Source organism: Mahella australiensis 50-1 BON (assembly GCF_000213255.1).
Taxonomy (GTDB): Bacteria; Bacillota; Clostridia; order Mahellales; family Mahellaceae; genus Mahella; species Mahella australiensis.
In genome coordinates this window covers 312,886-334,829 of sequence record NC_015520.1, presented here as the reverse complement: position 1 = coordinate 334,829, position 21,944 = coordinate 312,886, and the positions used below count along the sequence as shown (strand labels likewise).

At 46.2% G+C, this 21,944-nt stretch carries 17 protein-coding genes, 2 tRNA genes, 1 rRNA gene and 1 other RNA gene; 4 read left to right on the top strand and 17 right to left on the bottom strand.

The window, feature by feature from the left end; all coding sequences use genetic code 11:
• Positions 1-86: 86 nt before the first annotated feature.
• The 9 genes from MAHAU_RS01500 to MAHAU_RS01465 form a co-directional block, all read right to left on the bottom strand.
• Positions 87-1,625 (bottom strand): 16S ribosomal RNA (locus MAHAU_RS01500).
• 169 nt (positions 1,626-1,794) lie between these two features.
• An RNA gene (rnpB, locus tag MAHAU_RS15250) (RNase P RNA component class A) lies at positions 1,795-2,146 on the bottom strand.
• Between the two features lie 42 nt (positions 2,147-2,188).
• Positions 2,189-2,911, bottom strand: a complete 723-nt coding sequence (locus MAHAU_RS01495) for a zinc ribbon domain-containing protein (protein ID WP_013779954.1) — start codon at positions 2,909-2,911, stop codon at positions 2,189-2,191.
• A gap of 33 nt (positions 2,912-2,944) precedes the next feature.
• Positions 2,945-4,063 carry a Nif3-like dinuclear metal center hexameric protein gene (locus MAHAU_RS01490; protein WP_013779953.1) on the bottom strand — a complete coding sequence of 373 codons (1,119 nt, stop codon included), beginning with the start codon at positions 4,061-4,063 and terminating at the stop codon, positions 2,945-2,947.
• A gap of 66 nt (positions 4,064-4,129) precedes the next feature.
• Positions 4,130-4,205: transfer RNA gene (locus MAHAU_RS01485), tRNA-Ile, on the bottom strand.
• Positions 4,206-4,207: 2 nt separating this feature from the next.
• A tRNA-Asn gene (locus MAHAU_RS01480) sits at positions 4,208-4,282 on the bottom strand.
• A gap of 133 nt (positions 4,283-4,415) precedes the next feature.
• Complete coding sequence (gene rpoD, locus MAHAU_RS01475) at positions 4,416-5,486, bottom strand: RNA polymerase sigma factor RpoD (RefSeq protein WP_013779952.1); 1,071 nt, start codon at positions 5,484-5,486, stop codon at positions 4,416-4,418.
• Between the two features lie 15 nt (positions 5,487-5,501).
• Positions 5,502-7,283: a DNA primase gene (gene dnaG / locus MAHAU_RS01470; RefSeq protein WP_171804952.1), complete on the bottom strand. Its 1,782-nt coding sequence runs from the start codon at positions 7,281-7,283 to the stop codon at positions 5,502-5,504.
• A 74-nt stretch (positions 7,284-7,357) separates the two neighbouring features.
• The gene (locus MAHAU_RS01465) at positions 7,358-8,353 is read right to left on the bottom strand and encodes a deoxyguanosinetriphosphate triphosphohydrolase (protein ID WP_013779950.1); all 996 of its coding nucleotides are present in this window, start codon (positions 8,351-8,353) and stop codon (positions 7,358-7,360) included.
• Between the two features lie 275 nt (positions 8,354-8,628).
• Between MAHAU_RS01465 and MAHAU_RS01460 the strand changes: the two genes are divergently transcribed.
• Genes MAHAU_RS01460 through MAHAU_RS01445 form a run of 4 tightly spaced genes read left to right on the top strand, consistent with a single transcriptional unit; the run spans position 8,629 to position 13,613 of the window.
• Entirely contained in the window at positions 8,629-9,192 is a 564-nt protein-coding gene (locus MAHAU_RS01460; protein ID WP_013779949.1) for a hypothetical protein, read from the top strand.
• Between the two features lie 12 nt (positions 9,193-9,204).
• A complete protein-coding gene (locus tag MAHAU_RS01455; RefSeq protein ID WP_013779948.1) occupies positions 9,205-9,762 on the top strand; it encodes a hypothetical protein in 558 nt (185 codons plus the stop codon).
• Positions 9,759-12,674 carry a hypothetical protein gene (locus MAHAU_RS01450; RefSeq protein ID WP_013779947.1) on the top strand — a complete coding sequence of 972 codons (2,916 nt, stop codon included), beginning with the start codon at positions 9,759-9,761 and terminating at the stop codon, positions 12,672-12,674. The genes MAHAU_RS01455 and MAHAU_RS01450 overlap by 4 nt, the downstream gene beginning before the upstream one ends.
• Positions 12,675-12,695: 21 nt before the next feature.
• Positions 12,696-13,613: a hypothetical protein gene (locus tag MAHAU_RS01445; protein WP_013779946.1), complete on the top strand. Its 918-nt coding sequence runs from the start codon at positions 12,696-12,698 to the stop codon at positions 13,611-13,613.
• 99 nt (positions 13,614-13,712) lie between these two features.
• On the opposite strand, the gene MAHAU_RS01440 is transcribed toward MAHAU_RS01445, so the two are convergent.
• The 8 genes from MAHAU_RS01440 to MAHAU_RS01405 form a co-directional block, all read right to left on the bottom strand.
• Positions 13,713-14,558 carry a WG repeat-containing protein gene (locus MAHAU_RS01440; protein ID WP_083809803.1) on the bottom strand — a complete coding sequence of 282 codons (846 nt, stop codon included), beginning with the start codon at positions 14,556-14,558 and terminating at the stop codon, positions 13,713-13,715.
• Positions 14,551-16,764 carry a hypothetical protein gene (locus MAHAU_RS01435; RefSeq protein ID WP_013779944.1) on the bottom strand — a complete coding sequence of 738 codons (2,214 nt, stop codon included), beginning with the start codon at positions 16,762-16,764 and terminating at the stop codon, positions 14,551-14,553. Before MAHAU_RS01435 ends, MAHAU_RS01440 begins: the two co-directional genes overlap by 8 nt.
• Complete coding sequence (locus MAHAU_RS01430) at positions 16,765-17,220, bottom strand: hypothetical protein (protein ID WP_013779943.1); 456 nt, start codon at positions 17,218-17,220, stop codon at positions 16,765-16,767.
• Between the two features lie 17 nt (positions 17,221-17,237).
• On the bottom strand, positions 17,238-17,804 hold the full coding sequence (locus tag MAHAU_RS01425) for a hypothetical protein (protein ID WP_013779942.1): 567 nt from the start codon (positions 17,802-17,804) through the stop codon (positions 17,238-17,240).
• Positions 17,805-17,827: 23 nt separating this feature from the next.
• Complete coding sequence (locus MAHAU_RS01420) at positions 17,828-18,421, bottom strand: hypothetical protein (protein WP_013779941.1); 594 nt, start codon at positions 18,419-18,421, stop codon at positions 17,828-17,830.
• A gap of 50 nt (positions 18,422-18,471) precedes the next feature.
• The gene (locus MAHAU_RS01415; protein WP_013779940.1) at positions 18,472-19,443 is read right to left on the bottom strand and encodes a hypothetical protein; all 972 of its coding nucleotides are present in this window, start codon (positions 19,441-19,443) and stop codon (positions 18,472-18,474) included.
• Positions 19,444-19,740: 297 nt separating this feature from the next.
• The gene (locus tag MAHAU_RS01410) at positions 19,741-20,130 is read right to left on the bottom strand and encodes a hypothetical protein (protein WP_013779939.1); all 390 of its coding nucleotides are present in this window, start codon (positions 20,128-20,130) and stop codon (positions 19,741-19,743) included.
• A gap of 293 nt (positions 20,131-20,423) precedes the next feature.
• A complete protein-coding gene (locus MAHAU_RS01405; protein ID WP_013779938.1) occupies positions 20,424-21,863 on the bottom strand; it encodes a LuxR family transcriptional regulator in 1,440 nt (479 codons plus the stop codon).
• Positions 21,864-21,944: the final 81 nt, after the last annotated feature.

The following is a 21,944-nucleotide window of genomic DNA, read 5'->3' as shown; positions in this document are numbered from 1 at the left end:
CCCAAGGTCATGGACCCTGGAAGCTAAACAGAATGAGTGAACTCTGGCTTTGCGTCCTTTTTTGTCGTCAAGGTCTTACTCCTTAGAAAGGAGGTGATCCAGCCGCACCTTCCGATACGGCTACCTTGTTACGACTTCACCCCAATCATCTACCCCACCTTGGACGGCTGCCTCCTTGCGGTTAGCTCACCGGCTTAAGGTGTTGTAGACTCTCATGGTGTGACGGGCGGTGTGTACAAGGCCCGGGAACGTATTCACCGCGGCATGCTGATCCGCGATTACTAGCAACTCCTTCTTCATGTGGGCGGGTTGCAGCCCACAATCTGAACTGAGACCGGTTTTTTGAGATTCCCTCTGCGTTACCGCTTCGCTCCTCTTTGTTCCGGCCATTGTAGCGCGTGTGTAGCCCAGATCATAAGGGGCATGATGATTTGACGTCATCCCCACCTTCCTCCGTGTTATCCACGGCAGTCTCGTTAGAGTGCCCACCTCTACGTGCTGGCAACTAACAATAAGGGTTGCGCTCGTTGCGGGACTTAACCCAACATCTCACGACACGAGCTGACGACAACCATGCACCACCTGTGCATATGTCTTATCTTTCGATAAGCCTCATGCATTTCTGCATAATTCATATGCATGTCAAAACCTGGTAAGGTTCTTCGCGTTGCTTCGAATTAAACCACACGCTCCGCTGCTTGTGCGGGCCCCCGTCAATTCCTTTGAGTTTCAACCTTGCGGCCGTACTCCCCAGGCGGGATACTTAATGTGTTAACTTCGGCACAGATGGCTTTGATACCACCTACACCTAGTATCCATCGTTTACAGCGTGGACTACCAGGGTATCTAATCCTGTTCGCTCCCCACGCTTTCGCGCCTCAGCGTCAGTTGCAGGCCAGAAAGCCGCCTTCGCCACCGGTGTTCTTCCTGATATCTACGCATTCCACCGCTACACCAGAAATTCCGCTTCCCTCTCCTGCACTCAAGTATCGCAGTTTCAGATGCATGCCCCGAGTTGAGCCCGGGGGTTTCACACCTGACTTGCTCTACCGCCTACACGCCCTTTACGCCCAGTAATTCCGGACAACGCTAGCCCCCTACGTATTACCGCGGCTGCTGGCACGTAGTTAGCCGGGGCTTCCTCCAGTGGTACTGTCATTTCTTTCTTCCCACTCGACAGAGGTTTACAATCCGAAGACCTTCTTCCCTCACGCGGCGTCGCTGCGTCAGGCTTTCGCCCATTGCGCAATATCCCCAACTGCTGCCTCCCGTAGGAGTCTGGGCCGTGTCTCAGTCCCAGTGTGGCCGTTCACCCTCTCAGGCCGGCTACCCATCGTCGCCTTGGTGGGCTTCTACCCTCACCAACTAGCTAATGGGCCGCGAACCCCTCCTATACCGGATTGCTCCTTTGACCCCCGCATCATGCGATGCTGTGGTCTCATGGGGTATTAGCAGTCCTTTCGGTCTGTTATCCCCCTGTACAGGGCAGGTTGTTCACGTGTTACTCACCCGTCCGCCACTAATATACTCCCATTAATCGCTTAATGTTAGTATATCCGTTCGACTTGCATGTTTTAGGCACGCCGCCAGCGTTCGTCCTGAGCCAGGATCAAACTCTCTTGTTTGTGGCAGAGTACACCTTTTTATCCTTGACTCTTTGGTCCGCAAAGCGTTTTGTGTGTTCTTTCATTCTGTTCAGTTTTCAATGTCCATGCCGCTCTCGTGAGCGACTTTTATATTCTAGCAGCTTATTTATCCCTTGTCAATACCCTTTTTCGACTCTTGCTAAAATATTTCGCAAGCAAGCCTATAAGCCGAGTTCTGTCTAGGATGATCATCTATCTACGACATCAGTTACCTGATGCCTCTAGCGACTACACCCGAGGGAATAGCGGGCCGCTATTTTGGTCCCTCCTATTATGTCTTGCTCCAGATGGGGTTTACATAGCCAACCAGTCGCCTGGATGCTGGTGAGCTCTTACCTCACCTTTCCACCATCGCCTGGATCTTATGGATCCATCGGCAGTCTATTTCTGTTGCACTATCCTTGGAGTCGCCTCCACCGGGCATTACCCGGCATCCTGCCCTATGGAGCTCGGACTTTCCTCGTATGCACAACTGCACACGCGATCACCCAGCTTGCTTGGCAACGATTATTATAGCACACGCACCGTGGCATTGCAAGTGGTTATTTTTCATCTTTCTTATTATAGTACAATATTCGACCACAGTTTTCGCATTCTATTATCTTTTTGCCTTCTTTGACCGCAGTCAATATAGCCGATGGCAATGACATATTGCATCCGCTGCATTTATCCTTATCCACCAGCGCTATAGCCATCTGTTTATGTTTCCTAAGCATTTGATACTTATCCATCAACTCTTTATCTATTCGGGCCTTTAATTCCTGCTTTTCTTTCCGCAGCTCGTCTGCGGATATCCCTATTTCTTTAATCTGAGCCTCATACTGTTTCTTGAGTTGATTGTATTCTTCAGACATTTGTTTAAGCTCGTTTCTAGCCTTGATAAGATCGGCGTCCAGTCTGTCGATATCAGGCTTTAAAGCTTGAAGATCCGATCTGATCGCAGTCAAGTCATTTATATAAGAGCCGGCTTTAGCGTTCAATTCCTTCAATTCATTTGAATCGGACTTGTTTGCAGAGCTCAATCTCTCCTTATCGCCATAGAATTCTTTAGACAAAGTCTCGTAGCGACCGCGTATTTGCTTATAAGCCTCGTTCTTCTCCTTTACTAATTTACCCATCTCAGATATAGCCTCTTGCTTATCCAATATGTCTTTTTTCAATTTATTCAACTGAACCGACAACGGTATCTTTTTGCGCTCCTTGTTATAGCGGTCCAACATATCCTCAATTTCTTGGTAACGCCATAAGTAATCCAATTGTTCCAATAAACAAAACCTCCTCGTTCCTTATCATCGTTATTATAAAAATACAAAAGGATCGCATTCCTTCTGTGAAACCGTTGTTTCTACATTATATTGTAACGTATCTATAGCCTTTTGTAAACCGAGCATCAATTTAGATAAAATGCAATGCTCCGTACCATAGTGCCCGGCATCTATAACGGCCATATCATATTCTTCGGCCCTTAATACATCATGATACCCTATATCGCCGGTTATAAATACATCGGCTCCTTTTGCAGCGGCTTTGTCGATCAGGTCCCCTCCGCTGCCACCGCATACAGCCACTCTTCCGATGGGCTTATCAAGACCGCCTACCAGCTTAAGCCCAGATAATTTCAAGCATTCTTTTACATATAAAGCATATTCGCTAAGAAGCATTAGCTCATGTGCATCGCCTATTATACCCAATCCTGCGGTTTCTATTTCATTGTCAAGGGGATATACATCATAAGCAACCTCTTCGTATGGATGTGCTGCCAGCATAGCCCTTATTACTTCTTTCACCTGCTGCTGTCTGACAATAGTCTCCATGCGCACCTCTCCCACCTCTTCCAGGCGACCCCTTTGTCCTATAAAAGGATGCGCGCCTTCCAGCGGCTTAAACGTGCCTATTCCTTCGGCGCGAAAGGTACAATGGCTGTAATTACCTATCCATCCCGCGCCTGCATTAGCCATTGCTTCTAATACAGCATTCTCATATCCCTTAGGTATAAAAACAACTAATTTCGCATATTTCTGCGATACCGTCTTATCCAATATGGCGATATTATCTAAATGCAGTGCCTCAGCCAACGCATCGTTTACGCCGCCTTTTGCAACATCCATATTGGTATGCGCCGAATAAAGCGCTATGCCAGCTTTGTTCAACATAGCTATTATTTTACCCGTACCTTGGCTAGTATCTATTCTTTTTAATGGGTGAAACAGTAACGGATGGTGCGTTATTATCATGTCAGCGCCTATCTGTACCGCTTCCTCTATCACCGTAGTAGTAGCATCCAGCGCTAGCAATATTTTTTTAACTTCTGCATCCGGGTCTCCTACCATCAAGCCTACGTTATCCCAAGGCTCGGCGTATCTCTCGGGAAACATACTATCCATTATATGAATGACATCAGCACATGTGCAGCTCATCGATATCATCCTCCCATATGTAAAAAAGCCAGAAACAAGTCGTTTCTGGCTTTTATTTCTAATATATGGTGGGCCTTCAGGGACTCGAACCCCGGACCAACCGGTTATGAGCCGGTCGCTCTTCCAGCTGAGCTAAAGGCCCTCTGGCTCCCCGAGTAGGATTCGAACCTACGACCCTCCGGTTAACAGCCGGATGCTCCACCGCTGAGCTATCGGGGAAAGTCGATCAACATGTAATATTATACGCGTTATAGTCTCTTTACGCAATTCAAGCATTAGTCCATTTTAGGCCAAAATAGACTATTAAACGCGATCCCCGCACTATAGCTCAGCGTATCTCGTTCTTGCTCCTTTATTCTAGATAATCCTTAAGCTTCTTGCTGCGGCTGGGATGGCGCAATTTACGCAATGCTTTGGCCTCTATCTGCCGTATCCTCTCGCGCGTAACATCAAATTCTTTGCCTACCTCCTCCAGCGTGCGCGCTCTACCATCATCCAAGCCAAAGCGCAGACGTAATACTTTCTCTTCTCTGGGCGTCAAGGTATCCAACACGTCCATGAGTTGTTCCTTTAGCAAAGTAAAAGCCGCTGCTTCTGCCGGTGCCGGAGCATCATCGTCGGGTATAAAGTCACCCAAATGGCTGTCCTCTTCTTCACCTATAGGCGTTTCGAGCGACACCGGCTCCTGTGCTATCTTCATTATATCCCTTACTTTATCTACCGATATGCCCATTTCCTCGGCTACTTCCTCTGGAGCAGGCTCACGGCCAAGTTCTTGCATGAGTTGTCTAGACACTCGTACCAGCTTGTTTATGGTTTCGACCATATGGACAGGTATCCTTATGGTGCGCGCCTGATCGGCTATAGCCCTGGTTATAGCCTGCCTTATCCACCATGTAGCGTACGTGCTGAATTTATAACCTTTCCTATAGTCGAACTTCTCGACGGCTTTGAGCAGACCGAGGTTACCCTCCTGTATCAGATCCAGGAACAGCATACCTCGCCCAACATATCGTTTGGCTATACTGACAACAAGGCGAAGGTTGGCTTCCGCAAGCCTTTTTTTAGCCTCTTCATCACCTTGTTCTATGCGTTTGGCCAATTCTATCTCTTCATCGGAGGACAATAGCGGTATCTTACCTATCTCTTTCAAATACATCCTGACAGGGTCATCTATATTTACACCCTCCGGCAAGCCAGCCTCTAAATCCTCTTCCACCACATTATCTTCATGTTCTATAGGTTCTTCTATTACATCTATACCTAAAGTCTCTAATGTATCATACAGCTTATCTATTTGATCCGGATCTATATCCACATCTTCGAGCATGTCCATTATCTCTTTATAAGTGAGCACCCCCTTGCTCTTACCGGTTTCTATCAACTGCTTTAGGGGCCCTAGTTTAACTTCAGCACCCTTCATGTACAATTCCCCTTTCTATGGTAATTCTTTTAAGTCAAGCAATTCTTTGTCCAGAGCATTTATCTGCTCAAGCAATATATTTAAAGCTTCCCGGTCACCTGCGGAAGCTAAATCATCCGCCTTTTTGCATAAAAATTGTCTTTTCATAGCAATTTTATTCCGTTTTATAGTATTTATACATTGTGCCGCAAATTTATTTATATTATCATATCTCGGCTCATTTGTAAATATACTTAAGACGCTTTTTTCAGCCTTCTCGCCTAAAAAATAGCTAAAAACATCAGCCGGCGACGGTTTTTCTCCTTTTTTATAGCGCTCGCTCATTATATCAAAGATTTTCTTATGCAATTCGTTTTCAAAATCGTCAGCGGTTATGCGCTGCATTATAATCGCAGCCATTTCGGGCTGATTAGCCATTATATTAAGCAGCTCCTGCTCAGCTTTCTGAACAGCCGATATTTTATGCGCGACCCCCTGCCCCTCTTTGGAGATGCGCGCTGTTTTGCTTTTATTCATATACCCATACAATATTTCAAGCGATACACCTGAATACCGTTCTATGCCTTTTAAGTATAAGTCCTTTTGTATAGGATCGTTTATACCCCCAAGCAGCTTCACAGCCTCTTTGGCAAACGATGTCTTACCGTTTGTGGTAGATATATCGTATCTAGAGGCCAACACATCCATGCTGTAATCCAGCCATGGTTTTGCTGATCTTACACTCCGCAAAAATGCGTCTTTGCCGTGTTTCCTGACAAATTCATCCGGATCCACGCCATCCGGTAAGGTTAGTACATATACATCCAAACCCTGATTAAGGAGTATATCCAGTCCCCTGGTCGCCGCCTTTTTGCCAGCGATATCCCCATCATAGCATATTATTATCTTTTGTGCATATCGTTTCATCAGCTTGGCTTGTTCTTCCGTTAGAGCAGTGCCCAATGATGCCACCGCATTATCTACGCCATATTGATGCAACATAACAGCATCCATATATCCTTCAACCACTATTATGCATTCCAAGTCCCTCGCCTTAGCCACTATATCCAAGGCATAAAGGTTTTGTCCTTTATGAAAGAGCGCCGTATCAGGGCTATTTAAGTACTTCGGCAAAGAGTCATCCAACACGCGTCCTCCAAAGCCTATTATTCGCTTCCTTACATCAAATATCGGAAACATCACACGGTTCCGGAAGCGATCATAGCTCTGGTCCCCCGCTTTGGATGCTACTATCAAGCCACTATCAAGCATGTGTTTTTGGTCATACCCGAGCGAAAGCAAATGCTGTTTCAATCCATCCCACTTTGCAGGGGCAAAGCCCAATCCAAATTTTACAATAGTCTTTGCTTCGACACCGCGGCGCATCAGATATTCTCTGGCGGCCTTTCCTTCATCGGACCTTAGACATCGATGAAAATAACGGGCGGTCTCGGTGTTCAACCTATATAAGGCCTCTCTGGCATCCGCAACAGCACCGCGCATATAATTTTCAGGTATTGGTATGCCCGCGCGCTTTGCCAATAGTTTTACGGCTTCGGTGAAATCCACTCTCTCCATAGCCATTATAAAACCTATCACATTTCCGCCTGCTCCACAACCAAAACAATGATATATCTGTTTATCAGGTGATACGGAAAACGAAGGTGTCTTCTCATTGTGGAACGGGCAGAGCGCCATGAAGTTTCTGCCGCTAGGCTTTAATTTTAAATACTCCCCTATAACATCCACTATATCATTTCGGCTTCTTACCTCATCCACCCACTCACGGTCAAAGAATTCGCCCATTCTTTTCACCACTCATAACAACCGCTTCTATCTCTAATATTCAACATAAATCTAAAATCTCCTGCAAAAAAATAATTTTTTGTCGACTAGTTCCATGACTCCGGCAAGAATAGCTCCTTATACATGCGTATGGCATAAGTATCAGTCATACCGGCCACATAATCGCATACCACATCGGATATATCGGTGCATTCCAGTAATAACTTCATATCATCCGGCAGTTTATCCACATGCTTTAAAAAGTAGAAATATAGTTCTTTAACCACATGCTGAGCCTTCTTTTCCTCTCCCTTGGCAACTGGGTCCAGATACACATGGCCAAACATAAATTCGCGTAGCTGGTTCATGGCATCCTTAACTGGCTGGCTCATGTTTATGCAGCCGTCAGCACTATTGTCTATAATATCGGTAATCATATTATTTATGCGTCTGCTATGAGTATCCCCTAATATATCGACACAATTCAACGGCAGATCCTCGACCGATATTATACCTGCCCTTATAGCATCATCTATGTCATGGTTTATATACGCAACCCTATCAGCCAAACTCACCAAGCGCCCTTCCACGGTAGCCGCAATATCACGGCTGGTATGATTCAGTATACCGTCGCGCACTTCCCATGTCAGATTAAGCCCTTTTCCGTCCTTCTCCAAAATCTCTACAACGCGAAGGCCCTGTATATTGTGCCTGAATCCCCTGGGGCATATCTCATTCAGCACTGCCTCTCCGGTATGTCCGAATGGCGTATGCCCTAAATCATGCCCCAAAGCTATGGCCTCTGTGAGATCTTCATTGAGCCTGAGAGCACGTGCGATGGTACGTGCTATCTGCGATACTTCCAACGTATGCGTGAGCCTAGTGCGATAATGATCCCCCTCAGGCGATAAAAATACCTGAGTCTTATGCTTGAGCCGTCGGAATGCTTTGGAATGTATTATCCTATCCCTGTCGCGCTGAAAATCGGTTCGTATATCGCATTGCTCTTCAGGGGCCAATCGGCCCTTGCTCCTGCTGCTTAAAGCGGCATACGGCGACAGTATTTCCCTCTCCAACATTTCGGTGCGTTCTCTGGGCAGCATGTCCATACCTCCCTGCAAATCAAAGAGGGCGCCTCATCAAAGACACCCTCGTTGCGATATTATTATTATATCTTAATATAGCTTTAATAACAAGTACCAAGCAAATGGGAAACGCTGGACACATGAGGCGCCGAGCTGAGGCAAGTGCCTGATCACCCAAACGGGTGATACACTAGTTAAGCCCGCTCATACAAAAAGGTGAATATTATAGTACGAAAGTATATTTTATAATTGAAACAGAATTATCTTAAATTCGCAAAGAGGAGGAATACCGCATGGAAAATGTAAAAAAGCCTAAGGTTTCAAAGGCGAGGCTTGTATTGAACATGATGCTATCTCCCGCATCTGCTCTCAGCTCAAGCGTTTCAAAAATAGCTATTTGGTTTCCTATAGCCGTCTCATCGTCCGCTTTCTGCCTTTTCTTTTTGCAAACGGGCTTAGACCTATATAAGACCGGCCAGAAGGAACTGAATTTCGTTTATACCTCAGCCATAGCGGGGACTGCATACGGCCTAATCTTTATACCCATAGTTTCCGTGCTCATATGGATTTTTTTAAGGCTTGGCAAAACACAAAAGGATCTAAAATGGGTTATCTCGTCCATATGCTTAAGCTACAGCGGCTCGCTTTTATATGGCGTAGCGGGCTTAATATTCTCGCTGTTTTTTGCATGGAAAACCTCGGTCGCCTTTGGGGCAACCGGCGTCATATGGGCCGCCGGCCCTATGATAGTGGTCATACGCGCCGCCACCGACGGCCAGAGCAAGCTCAGTATACCGATAGCAACGCTGGTGTGCGCAATGGTGCTCATCTCGTGGTCGATATTCGGGCAGATTTAGGAGGCGTTTATTATGGAATTCGATTTCAGGAAGGGAAGTGGCGGAAGGAAACTAGGCCGAACGTTTTGTTTTGCCCTGTTAGGCATAGCGGCTCTTTATAACCCGTTAGATCCATTAAATTTATCCGCGATAACCATGGGCGCAGCGGTCGGGCTATTGTTCGGCTCTGTTTTCAGAAGCTTTCTCATAACCTTCATAGGACTTTTTAATAAATCGCTAAAAAAAGATATGGGTAAACAGGCTGTCGCATACGCCGTGGACCGCGGCATGCTGTTCTTATTCCCGTTCGTTATAATGGCCGCCGTTGCAACTTTTTACCTAAATTGGTCCATGACGGCCGTCTTCGTCTCAGCCGGCATAATGGCGGTAGGAACAGCGGCGGCGTTAGAAGTCGCAAAGCTCAAGGGCGCATCGGAGTTAAAAAACACCATTGCATCAGGCATCGTATCATATGTATTTTCCTTCGCATGGACATTGACCATACCCATAGTGGCTAAAGCGCCGGCCTATTTGGGCGGTGCTCTAAAGCTTCTGCACTCATTTTTAGAAAGTGGAGGTGGGCTGCCATGAAAAAACTCGTCGCAGCAGCATTTATAGCGCTTATATCGCTCGCATATGCAGTGCCTGTTATAGCTGCCGAAGAGGCGACGCCTCAGGTAGAGCAGCCTTATGAAACGGTCGTGGCCAAAAACGGCCAGTGGCATACCGAGCGCGTAGCGCTCGCCGATAATCATGCGTTGACTGTCGCATATAGCGGCGCGCCCAACGCAGACCTCTCGTTATCTGATAAGATAACATTTACCATAAGCTCCAAGGTCGTATTAAAAGGCGTTTACCTGCCTTACCCTAAAAAGGCGTCGAAATCGATTTCCATAACCTTTACGGACGATAAGGGCAACGTATACGGACCATTCAAAGCCGATGCCGACGTTGAAGGCTCGCAAATTACCTATGTTTATATACCTGAAACCGATGTAATATTGCCTGAGGGTGAATATACAATGGCGGTATCCGATCCAGCATTGCTCGCGGCAAGCGACGGTAAGCCGGTCTTTTTAATAAAAGCCGTGCTTTACTCCGCTTATATGCGCTATCTGGACACAACTCAGGCGTCCGAGGGCGCGTCGAAGCTGGGCGATCCCGAGTCGGCGCTCGTAGAAGGCTCGACGCAGCCGGCGAAAAAGAATCCCATCGCTTTTACTTTGGATAACGACAGCGTTATAGAGGAAATAGTAATAAACACCTATAATGGCGGCAAAGGCGCGGCGCCCGGTATAATCACCATAAACGACGCCGATGGCAAAGAAATCGCTTCTTATCAATCGGTAGGCGGGACATTAGACCAGGTTGCAAACGGCGTGTGGGCCGTGATGCCACGAACGGTATTCCCTGCGGGAAACTATACCATAACCGTGTCTGATCCAAATGTCTTAAATTACGACAAGGATGGCAATCCCCTTTTCTACGTGACAGTATCGCCACCTCCCGAAACGAGATACGATTTCACAGGCACTTACATCGTGAATCTCGACAACGTTACCAAGACCACATTAATGGGTCCGGGCTTCGTTGATATCAGCAAGCTTAAGATAAAGGATTTTGAGCTAACTATATTAGACAAAGGGGATACCTTAGAATGCATCGGCGAATATGAGGGCATGCCGTTCTCCCAAGCCTGCACCGTAACCGAGGAGTCTTACGATAAAGTCACCGCCACGGCCTCGCTTGCCCTCGACCTTACAAAAACCACTTACAAAGCAAGAATAGGAGGAAACGGCACCATAACCATAACAAAACCTAATATGGGCAAACCAAATGTCGTCATAAGCGGCACGGGTTTCTATCAAAGGCCGGCTACCGCCCAAAAAGGCGCTGACTTCAACACATATACCGCCAGCGCCAGCGGCGTGTTTAAGGATAAAACCCTTCCGCCGTTCGTCATAGCGGCTCTGAACAGACAAATGGGGGCCGGCAACATACCCGGGCCGGATAGCCCTGCTCAAGCCGCCGCGGGCCTTTTATTCCCTCCGCTCGCCGCCTTAATAGCCCATATAATAGACGAGGCTATGAAAGCTAAATCATCGGCAGGCACGATTAGAAGATATTCACCCGAATGGTATGCCAAAAACTATCCCGGCAAGACTAAGGAACAGCTCGCTTGGATAATGCTGGCCGATGCCATGGGCAATACCGACGAGCCCGACGCAGAAGATAGGGTATCGGTAGGCGACAACGAAGCGGCCGACTACGCGGAGCACGGCGAGGCCGAGCAATATGAAGAAACGGCAACCTTTGAAGAACCTCAGGAAGAGAAACAACCCGAAATCATAGGAGAACCCTTCGAGGAAATACCGCCCGGCCAACAAGAAACCACAGCGCGGCAAGAGCAGCCCACCGAGCAGACAGCGGCACCCGAGCAGCCTGCGGAGCCCGAACAACCCGCAGTACCGGCGCAACCTGAGGAAGAGGAAGAAGGAATACCGAAGTTTTCCGAATTGCCCGACGAGATTACATTGGTCGTCGACACATTTGGACGAGAGGTCAAATATGTAAAAGACAAGGAAAAAGGTCAATTTATCAATACTGAAACCGGCGAAGCTTTAAATTTTACACATTATTTTAGAGACCTCGCTCCTTTTATAGAAAAAACAAAGGAACGATTAGAGCAAGAAAGACAAGAAACTGCCAGAGGAGATTCCCCTTATAGCAAGATGATCAGGGAAAGCGATAAAGCCAGGCAAGAAGCCGAGACTCAGCAAAAATACAAAGACAGCTTGGCTAGAAAATATGGAACTCACGACGAGGATAAAATTCGCGATATCATCAGTGAAAATCAGGCTAAAGATCAAGAAAGCAGCGAGGCTTGGAATAGAGCCGGCGATAGATATGGCTATGCCGAAAATACCGCAAAAATCACGGGTGTTTTGGCCGATACCACCGTGGACGCGCTGGGAAGCATGACCGGCCCTGCCGGCAAAGGCATACGCGCAGGTTACAAAGTATTAAAGAGCATAAGCGGCGAGATGGCTGACAAAGGTGTGAGCGCATCCAACTTGATGAGCGGTGCGGTAAAAGGCGGAAGCGATGCGGCCACCGATTTCGTGGATAAGGCACCCATCAAAGCTGTCTTAACCGTTGCGGGCGAAACGGCGGGCGGCGCTATAAACGAGGGCTGGAAAGGAGCTAAGAACGGCCTTATAGACGGCATATCAAAGGCCGGCTCAGGCGCCTTAACCGACAAGCTCGGAGGCAGGGGCTATGGCAACGATATGGCCACCTCTCAGTTAAAAAGCGGCAAGGTTTTGGTAGCCACAAAATCCGGAAATAATTGGAAGAGTAAGGTGCTTAGCCAATCCTCAGCGCAAACATTTGTAAACAAGAAGCTCACAAGGCAGGCGGTACAATCCGGCGTAAAGGCGGGCACCGGCTTGTTAGATGAATTCGGCATAAAACCGTACATTACAGAACCGCTCAAAAAGTAAGGGAAAGGAGTACTAAAAATCATGAAACTTTCAGTGAATGAGACAGCTTATTTAGCCAGCGTAATGGAAGAAAAATCAGAACTCGGTCTGTTCACAAATATAAACGCCGCGCAAAACGGCGATGAAACCAAGACCCTGGCCGAAAAGGGCGTATTCGTGGACGGCAAACTTTCCGATGAGGCCGCGAGGATATTAAGCATAGCCGCCGCGGCAGAAAAATGCTCAAGAATAGTGTTGAGGGACAGCTTTTGCGTAATAGAAAAATTCGTATATAAAAAAGGCGGCGAGACCGTGCTTATGGAAAACGACGCGGGCGATTTGCTCTTCAGCATGCCCGAAGATTGGAGCAACGCATTAAGTGAACTTTCGGAGTTCACAGGCCTGTCACGCCTAAAGAGCGCATCCTTTGAAATGCTTTTGTCAAACGATGAGCTTATGACACTGCTTTCCATCATAGACCTTATCCGTAAAAACGCGTTGAAAGAATATATAGGCGAGTCGCATGAGGCAAAGCCCGTCACGCGCGAGGCTATAATAAGCCATTTAGAACAACCCGGCACAAACAGTCTCGTTAAAATGCTCAATGATAATTATAATTTTCAGGCGCCTGAACCGGGAAAAACAGACGAACTATTGCATTCTCTATCAGGAAAAGGATGCATAAACGAGAAAGGCGATCATATATTAAGCGAAGAATACAATATCTTTGCGAACCGCTTCTTAGTACCGGATATCGCCATAATAATGGAAGCATTTGACTCAAATGCCCAAGGCGATATTAGAACGGCATCAGCTTTGGGCCTGTGCGCGGGTATAAAGGACGTAGCTCTTTTTGTATTTAGCTCCGATGGAACCGAGTTTTCATCGGCCAGCGGCATGCAGCTTATGCAAATAGTCGATAGCTTCTTAAACTGCCCCGACTTGTTCATTGAAAGCTGAGATAAGCTTCGCTTATGAGTGGGCTTTTGAAAGTTGGGACCACAGCCGCAGCAAAATAAGCCGGCAACCAATCGTTGCCGGCGTTTATCTATTGATTCTCTACATTATCTCGCCTCTTGTGTTTATATGTTTCCACTTACCGTTTATCTTTACGGCTGCTTTCCCGTCATATTCGAAAGCCCATGCTTCATCGAACATCGGCTTTATAGCGATTTGGCCCTTTAAGTTTATATACCCCCATTTGCCATTTATCCTGACAGGTGCCAGCGTCTTATCGATATCCACGACATGTTGGCCGCTCTGAGAAGCATAGACGGCCGTAAATGACTCGGCACATTCATATACGCCGCCAAAAGCCGGCTCGCCGTTTCTGTTTATGAAAATCCAACCATCTTCCGTCTCAGCCGCGGCAAGCCCGCCGCTGAAATAATGGGCCGATACAAATTTAGGCTCTATTATCATCTCCCCGTTTGGATCTATATAACCGTACTTTCCTTCCACCTTTACGGCAGCCAGCCCTTCCGAAAAAGGCTCCGCCGACTCAAACCGCGGTTCGATAACGAACTCAAAATCGCCCTCTTCCGGCAATATCCGTATATAGCCCCATTTATCACCCCTCTTTACCGCCGCAAGGCCTTCGGTAACAGGTTTGGCGAAATCAAATACCGCTTCGGTGCACCACTCCGCATGAGTGCCGTGAGTATTCCTTGAATACGCGTATTTATCATCTACCTTTACCGGAAAAGGCGTTGATGTCGGCTTTTTCACTTTAAATACCGTAGACCTGTACGTCATTCCTTCACCTAACGAAAATGGATGTTCATAGTCCTCCCATTCCCGCGATGAACATGATGAAAATCCTAGGGCACACATTCCGATAACAACGACAGTGAAAAATACGCGCAGCACCGCTCTCACAATGTTCGTTTTCCCTCTGCTAATCATCTTCGTCAACCGCGCCTACTTTTTTGCCCAACTTATTGACAATCCCATCTTTAGCAGCATCCTTGATTTTATCCGATGCCCCTTCTCTTAACACCGTCTTAGTCAAGCCTTTCGTTAACGGATTGTTATTGTATATCTTCTTAAGACTATAATCATGCACGTCAACCGATGAACCCTTAGGAATCGGTATCTTCTTTTTGATCTTACCTAGGCCCAAATCCGCCACTGAATCTATGACACCTCTTACCGTGCCTCTTAAAAATCCTACTTCCGGATCTTCTCCCTCCGTTATGCAGCCTATGCTCTTACCTTTGCTATAGTATATCGTGCGCGGTTTCCCTTTTATTCTTGCATCTATATCGCCTTGTAAAGCTTCTCTTGCTGTATTTATAAAAGCTGCTTGAAACTTATTTTCATCCAACGCATCACTTGCAATCTCTGCTACCGCGCCTATAAGGCCTTTAGCCAAATGCTTGCCGGCATTCTTTGGATCGGCCATTCCTTCTCCCATACCTTCCGCTATGTTTTTGCTCGTTTTATAAATAAGCTTTACTTGCTCTCCCGCCGGCCCTGTCACATGTGAAAGCCCTTCGATAGCCACATCAGCTCCGAATTGCACACCCTCGGCAGCTTTGGTCGCCATATCCCACCTCGCCGCGGATTTCATGGCATCTTTGTATTCAGCCTCGGCCTGAGCTATTTCTTTCTCTATCCTTTTTCTCTTTTCTTTATCGGCAAGGGCTTTGGCCGCTTCTAGCTCAGCCTTCTTACGCTGATATTCTTTGGTTATTTTGTCAAACTCGGCGCCCGGCCCTATAGCTTCCCTTTCGCGAGCAGTATAGTCGATCATGGCATCGTTCTCGGACAGCGTTTCGGCCAGCTCTTTCTCACGTTCGTTAAGCTGATTCAACCTAGTTACCATATCTTCGGTATCATAGCCTTTTCCCCCATAACCTTTGATAGCAGCCTCTATGAATGCCTTTTCCTCTTTGACGGCGATGTAATCCGCCTGTCTCTGCTTTGCCCATTCTTTTTTAGCTTCCAATTCGGCCTGCTTCTCGGCTTTCTCAACCTGAATCTGATACTTTTTATATTCGTTTTGCTTAATCGTATCTTCCAGATATTTCATACGCTCGTCGTACTGGCTTTTGAGTTTTTGATAACCGGGATCGCTCTTATCCGCGGTCTTCTCCGATTCTTCCCATTGCTTGCGTAGAGAATCCAATTCGGCCTGCCTTTTGGATATTTCCATTTGTATCTGATACTCCGGATCGTCCATGCCGATGGTTTCTCCTGAGCGTCCCTGCCCTCCGCCAGTCACCGGCGATGGCGTAAGCGGGGGCTTTACGCCGCCCAGTATCGTTAAGGCTATTGAAACAAGCCCGGGAACCACAATCCCTACGACCAATTCATCGGTACCGTCTGGGCCAGGTACCATCCCTACATAAAAATATCCTTCCGATGCCGTTTCGTCATCCGCCGTAATATCAAATGATGTTTCGTCCGTTTCATCCGTTTTCTCCGCATCCTGCGGCACGACCTGTTCCTCTTCGCTCAAAAGGCCGTATTTGCCCATTTCTGATATGACAGATTCTATCGCCGGCTCTATATAACTAGCCAATTCTTCCACTGTAGAGGAGTTATAAGCTACTACACCTGCTTGTATAATAAATTCATCAATCGGCAAATATATCCATAATTCTAAATAGGGTATTGATGCTGTATTGTCATAACCAAGTTCTTTTTCGCTTTGATAAAAATCCCAATAGGTATCGTAACCTAAAATGGGGCGACCGATTTCCCATGTATCCTTCATTTGAACTACAATATTTTCTAATATTGGATCTGGGCCTAGTATTCCAAGCTCAACTGAACTAATTTCGAAGCTCTCTTTTACTGCCTCACCTTTATTAGCTCCAAAAGAAGTATAATCAATCATATGAGCATTCCCACTACTATCGAGTGCAAGCTCTTCCTTAATGGAATCAATATCTTGGCTTATATCAAGACCCATGGACCCGACCATTTCTGCAGCAGGTCTTAGACATGTTTTAATAATATCAGTATTTTCAGAACCTAATGCAAACTGCTCCGCCACAAAAATGTCTTCCGGCTGCGATGCGTGAGCAAGCATCATAGGGCACAAAGCAAAAAACATCGCGATAAATATAATCGCTCTTGCCATTGTAATACGAAATGATTTCACTTAAAACATACCTCCCTGCATAAGCTGCACAAGATACGTCCAGCCCATAGACATCACGGAGGAAACAAGCCCTCCTAAAAACGCGCTTACTTTCCCTCTTCCGTTGCGCTCAGTAATCTTCATCCCTGCCACGCTGCCGCATACCATGATACCCGCCGGTGTGAAAACCGAGGCGGAACTCCAATAAAAAAGCCGTTGCGATAAAAATGAAAATATTACGAACGGTATCATGAGCAAAAAGCTGTCTGTTACAATCCCCATAATCGATGAAAAATCGCTTTTTTGCGTTGCACCGATGTTAGATGTCGCAAGCGATAGACTGATAAGCAATAAAATCACCATTCCCGCTATAAAGCCCATCGGTATAATCAAAATCCATCTCATAAAACTGTAAGGAAACAAAGATAAAAAAAGAAGCACTCCGAAGCTTAAATAAACAATTATCCTCTTAGCCATTCAAATCACTCCTTTGCTTATACAGCAGAAAGCGCATACCATCCAAATAAAACAAGGCTGCCGCAAACAGCGGTTATAATTATGGACGGAATTGTCTTTTCGCCGACCATATTGCGGAATACCCCATATAATGGCCCCATTGTCCATAACATACCCGTTACGCCAAAAGCCACTGCTGTATTCCACTTAAAAATCAGATTGATGATAATGCCTATTATCATGTAGGCCAAAGCACTGCCATAGCTTAGGGCTACCGCCCGCATCGACTGGCCGATACCCCATTTGCTCCCGAAAAGCTTCGAAATCACCGAAGCTATCAAAGCGATTATGAAAATGCCTAAAGTACCGAACAAGGTACCTACCACAACTAGCTGGAAAACCTCAAAATACATCGCGGTACCGGCTCGAAGTCTGTCAATGCCTGTTTGTAAGAAAAGCAACAAAAAGCAAAATCCAGAAACAGAAAATGCAAAAGGCCATGGAACATTCTCGAAATGTTCCGATATAAGCGCGCTCGGATTAAACACCGCCGAAAGCGGAATTCTTTTCTGTTTTACCGTTCCAGATTCTTTTCCCATCTCCATATTAAATTGCCAACCTCCCATAATTAAGTGGCATCTCTATTCATGCTTTTAAGCTTATCGCTTAAAAATTGCGAAATATCGCAGTAGTTTTCCGATGTACAATAAACCACAAGCACCGTCCTCCGTTTGTTCCCGACGGCTATAGCCTTTTGTTTCGGATAAAACCTCAGCTTACGCATATCCTCCCATCGTATGGAAGCCGAATTTGTGGAATGCGCTATCAGAGCAGTGCCGGCATAACCGGGCTTGCCGAATATAAGCCCGGCAAAAAATAAAATTGAGTTTACTAAAGCGTTCTTTTTGGCCGTTCTTTTTGCCGGGTACTGCCTTATACCGTTTTCACCGATCTCGAATACAGCATGTGAGCGATTACCATATATAGTAATAACCAGAATGGCCGACATTCCAAGCAGCAACGCTAATAAAACGAAAACATTAAACAGCGATTCGAGTTGGATACCGCCACGCGCTGCAGACATGGCAAATACCAACACTACAATAATCAGAATAGGAATGCCTAAGAGCATTGCCATCTGACCCATTATAAATCTGTTCGTCAAAATGGGTATACTGATCTCCCAACGGAATATCGCCGAGTCTTCCTTTTTAGCTTTCATATCTTCTATACGCCTGACTTTCTTTTATCCTCTCCCGACTATCGCCGGCATCATCGCGATACATTAAGCCGTGGCGAAGGAATGCTCGATTTGCCGATGTTATTCCCTAACGCATCCCAAATAATCTCAAACAGTTCGCTGCCTGACATGGTTTCTATAACGATCTTGTCGCCATCCGTATCTATATATAGCAATCTATGCATGCCGCAAAAAATGACGCGGCACTCGGAATGTTCGCAGGCCGAAGGCGAGATCATTTTGCCGTATTCGATATCGAACACATATTCCGGTATCAAAAAGAAATCGGCCAATTCTTCCGCTTCGCCTGTCAACGAAAATCCGTTGCCATTTTCGGCAATCATTCCTTTGCCCTTCAATTCCGGTATGGCGCCGGAAACATCCGCAGCGCTCAAATGATCGACGTCAATGAGCTTCTTCAGGCTGTTTACAAACCACATCAGCGATTGGTCTTTATTGATCCTGTCGGCTATTTCATCCGCGCTGAAAACGGCTGATCTCGTTTCTCCCGCCATAGCGCAGAGGTTGGCAGCACGACGTAAATCCAACAATGACAAAAACGCAAGAGCCGCATTATAGGAAAGCGATTCATGGAACGGAACGTCTATAAGCCGGCTGCTGCCTGTAAATTCTTCCATCGTAAAGCCCGCTTCTCTGCTAACGGCCGGGAAACTGACCACAAAATAACCGTCGCTGCTGTCCACAGAACAGGTCGCATTCCCTTTGTAATACGTAACCTTATCCACCGGCGATTCGACACCCAAGATCTGTATCCTATAAAACCCCTCCGCATTCGCAAGCACTCCAAACGCCGCCGCGGCTTCGGGCCGAACGGTACCGTCGTCGGTGATTATTCCCTGCGATACTAGTGCGGCTTTCCCTTCCTCATCAAAATCGCCCTTGTTTTTCTCAAATGCTAAAAACGGTGATATAAGATTTTTATCGGCAAAAGCCTGCCCCAACCAACCGAAAGCCGCCGGAGTAATATTATATGTCAGTGCCATTTTTATTTTTCCTCCTAATCGTTTTTATCCACTATACCTATTTTTGCCCAGGCCATCGACTATACCGCCTTGCGCGGTTTCTCATCCAAGCTATCCTTTGCGACCTAGACAGCCGTGCCCTTCCTCTCTATTCCACCGGCAAGCTTGGCGCTCTTCATGCTTTGGCCAAGCGACCGTTTCTTTTGATTTTTTAACCTAATCGGATAATATTATAATAAAGAATATTCATCAGAAAATCATTCGCTCAAATGGGTGATTTATAAAAAAGCGCCCTCACCTTTTTGGGTGATAGCGCTTTCACCTTATCATCTTCGGTATAATGCCGGTTTCATACTGGAATCTTTCCATAACATCGGCTAGTTCTCCTTCGCCTATTGGGCTATGAAGAAGCTGTATCGTTTGGCTTCTGTCGTCACGACCGTATGCTAAGTAAATAAAATCATTGCTGATTTCCACAGATTTTAGATAGACATTATTCTGATTGAACCTAATAAGCCTGAAATCTAAAAGTATACCAAAACAGGAAATATAAACATCGATGCTTTTTTCTTTCCGATTTTTAGCTATAATTTTGGCTTGGCAAATGTACAGGATCTGATTATCTATAATCAGCCTAGCGGCTTGCAACCTTCTATACTCTATAATAGAAAGGATTGTAAAAAATAGCGCTATTGCGATCAACAACAAGAACACCGCTCCCGCAACCTGCCCCGCATCGCTTAGCACAACGAGAACAAGTGCGCACGTAAAAGTCGCTAATGCTGCACCAGCACAAACGCATAGTCCCTTTCGGGATCAGACTCAATCATTATCAATCCTTTCTCATCATCGCTCAACGCAGCCTGAGATACACTTTGTTGTCGCATTGTTCCACATTCGCTAACATTATAATAAAGCATCTGATTTCAAAAAGCATTCACCCAAAAAGGTGATTTAAGCGAAAATCCGCATCGCCTTTTGGGGTGAATAGCTTCATAACTTCAATGTAAAGATGACTGCTGCTCCAGCATAATATTGATGAGTTCCGCACGGCTTTGTATTTTATACTTCGCATATACATTCTTTATGTGTGTTTTAACGGTGTTCTCGCTTAAATGCAACTCTCCGGCGATCATCCTGTAGGTCTTTCCTTCGAGAAGCAAGGCTACAATCTCGCTTTCTCTTTTGGTAAGCTGGCCAAGCTCTATGAATTTCCTCATAACCGTGTCCATCTCCTTCTGCGATGTTTCAGAGATGGCGGTAAGGTAAGCATGATCGCTCAACAAACTCGACAAGCGCTTATGTAATGGTGGAAGGACGGCAAGCGTAACACAAACGACGGCCAGCGCCAATAATGTTGAACTTATGCCTTGGCTATCGGCGGAAGCGATACCGTTTCCAATTACTCCACCGAGCAATACGCCGAACACATTCGCGGAAAGCCCTATGCCAAGGACTTTAGCCGGATTTTCGTCAAAGTCGAGCATTTCTCCGAGAATGCTCCACCAAAACAAGTCGTATACGCCGCAGGCGCCTAACATCAATGTGTCCACCACCAAATAGCTCGTTGCAGAGCGATCGAGAAGTCCGAAAGCGATAAAGGAAAACCCTATCATCGCGATGCCCACGTATAGTATATAAGTCCTATTTGTTTTCCGAGGAAGATTCCTCATGATATAGAGAGCAACTATATAGGGTATGGCCCAGTACCAGCTTGTGAGCCATTCCAAATGCGCAAACGCCGGATTTAAAACCTGATACATCAATCCGGAGTTAATGGTGATAATTACAATAAACAAGCATAAAAACGCAAGCGGTTTTACGACGCTTATAGATGTTCCAATCTTTCCAGGCGAAACTGGAGATGCCTGTTGCTCACCCTCAGGAAGGCGAAGGGCAAATAAAAATGCCATCGCAAGTACCAATAAGGACAAACCGAGCCCCGCATAGGGCGAGGAATAAACGGCCGCCATGTTCATTAGGATCATAAGTATATTGGAATATATAAGCCCGTCGGCAGTGGTTTTTATGCGCTGATTTTTAGGGGTACCGCTTTTTAGAAAGTATCCCCAAGAAGCCACGCAAATCCCCGCCACAAAAGAAGCCGATATCAAAGCTATGTACCATAGAATAGAGGGTGGAAAGAAAAATACGGCCGTCGCCGACATACAAAATACAATCGAAAATAGCATCATCCTTTTGGCGAATTGCATCTTCCTAACAAAAATGCCCGCGGAAAATAAGCCTGCAAAATGGACGGCAATAGCGCCGAAAACCATATCGTGAGGATCCATATGAAAGCTATCGGCCAACACATATAAAATCTGCCCCTCGAATGGGAAGGCCAGCAGCCATGAAAAAAACAGCGAAAAAACTATAACCGACAATAGTCGGTCATCGGCGCTTATACGAAGAATCCCTTTATGCCCTTCCTCTGCCATTGCGACACCTTCTCAACCTGTAAAATAGGTCTTATGCTCCGAAACCAAGATTTTCTGTATCATGCCGGGAATTTGAGATAC

Coding starts and splice junctions, on each gene's coding strand:
- MAHAU_RS01490 (WP_013779953.1), bottom strand. CDS start 4,063: ATGAGCTGCACATGTGCTGATGTCATTCATATAATGGATAGTATGTTT.
- rpoD (WP_013779952.1), bottom strand. CDS start 5,486: ATGAAGGGTGCTGAAGTTAAACTAGGGCCCCTAAAGCAGTTGATAGAA.
- MAHAU_RS01465 (WP_013779950.1), bottom strand. CDS start 8,353: ATGCTGCCCAGAGAACGCACCGAAATGTTGGAGAGGGAAATACTGTCG.
- MAHAU_RS01460 (WP_013779949.1), top strand. CDS start 8,629: ATGGAAAATGTAAAAAAGCCTAAGGTTTCAAAGGCGAGGCTTGTATTG.
- MAHAU_RS01455 (WP_013779948.1), top strand. CDS start 9,205: ATGGAATTCGATTTCAGGAAGGGAAGTGGCGGAAGGAAACTAGGCCGA.
- MAHAU_RS01450 (WP_013779947.1), top strand. CDS start 9,759: ATGAAAAAACTCGTCGCAGCAGCATTTATAGCGCTTATATCGCTCGCA.
- MAHAU_RS01445 (WP_013779946.1), top strand. CDS start 12,696: ATGAAACTTTCAGTGAATGAGACAGCTTATTTAGCCAGCGTAATGGAA.
- MAHAU_RS01440 (WP_083809803.1), bottom strand. CDS start 14,558: ATGATTAGCAGAGGGAAAACGAACATTGTGAGAGCGGTGCTGCGCGTA.
- MAHAU_RS01430 (WP_013779943.1), bottom strand. CDS start 17,220: ATGGCTAAGAGGATAATTGTTTATTTAAGCTTCGGAGTGCTTCTTTTT.
- MAHAU_RS01425 (WP_013779942.1), bottom strand. CDS start 17,804: ATGGAGATGGGAAAAGAATCTGGAACGGTAAAACAGAAAAGAATTCCG.
- MAHAU_RS01420 (WP_013779941.1), bottom strand. CDS start 18,421: ATGAAAGCTAAAAAGGAAGACTCGGCGATATTCCGTTGGGAGATCAGT.
- MAHAU_RS01415 (WP_013779940.1), bottom strand. CDS start 19,443: ATGGCACTGACATATAATATTACTCCGGCGGCTTTCGGTTGGTTGGGG.
- MAHAU_RS01405 (WP_013779938.1), bottom strand. CDS start 21,863: ATGGCAGAGGAAGGGCATAAAGGGATTCTTCGTATAAGCGCCGATGAC.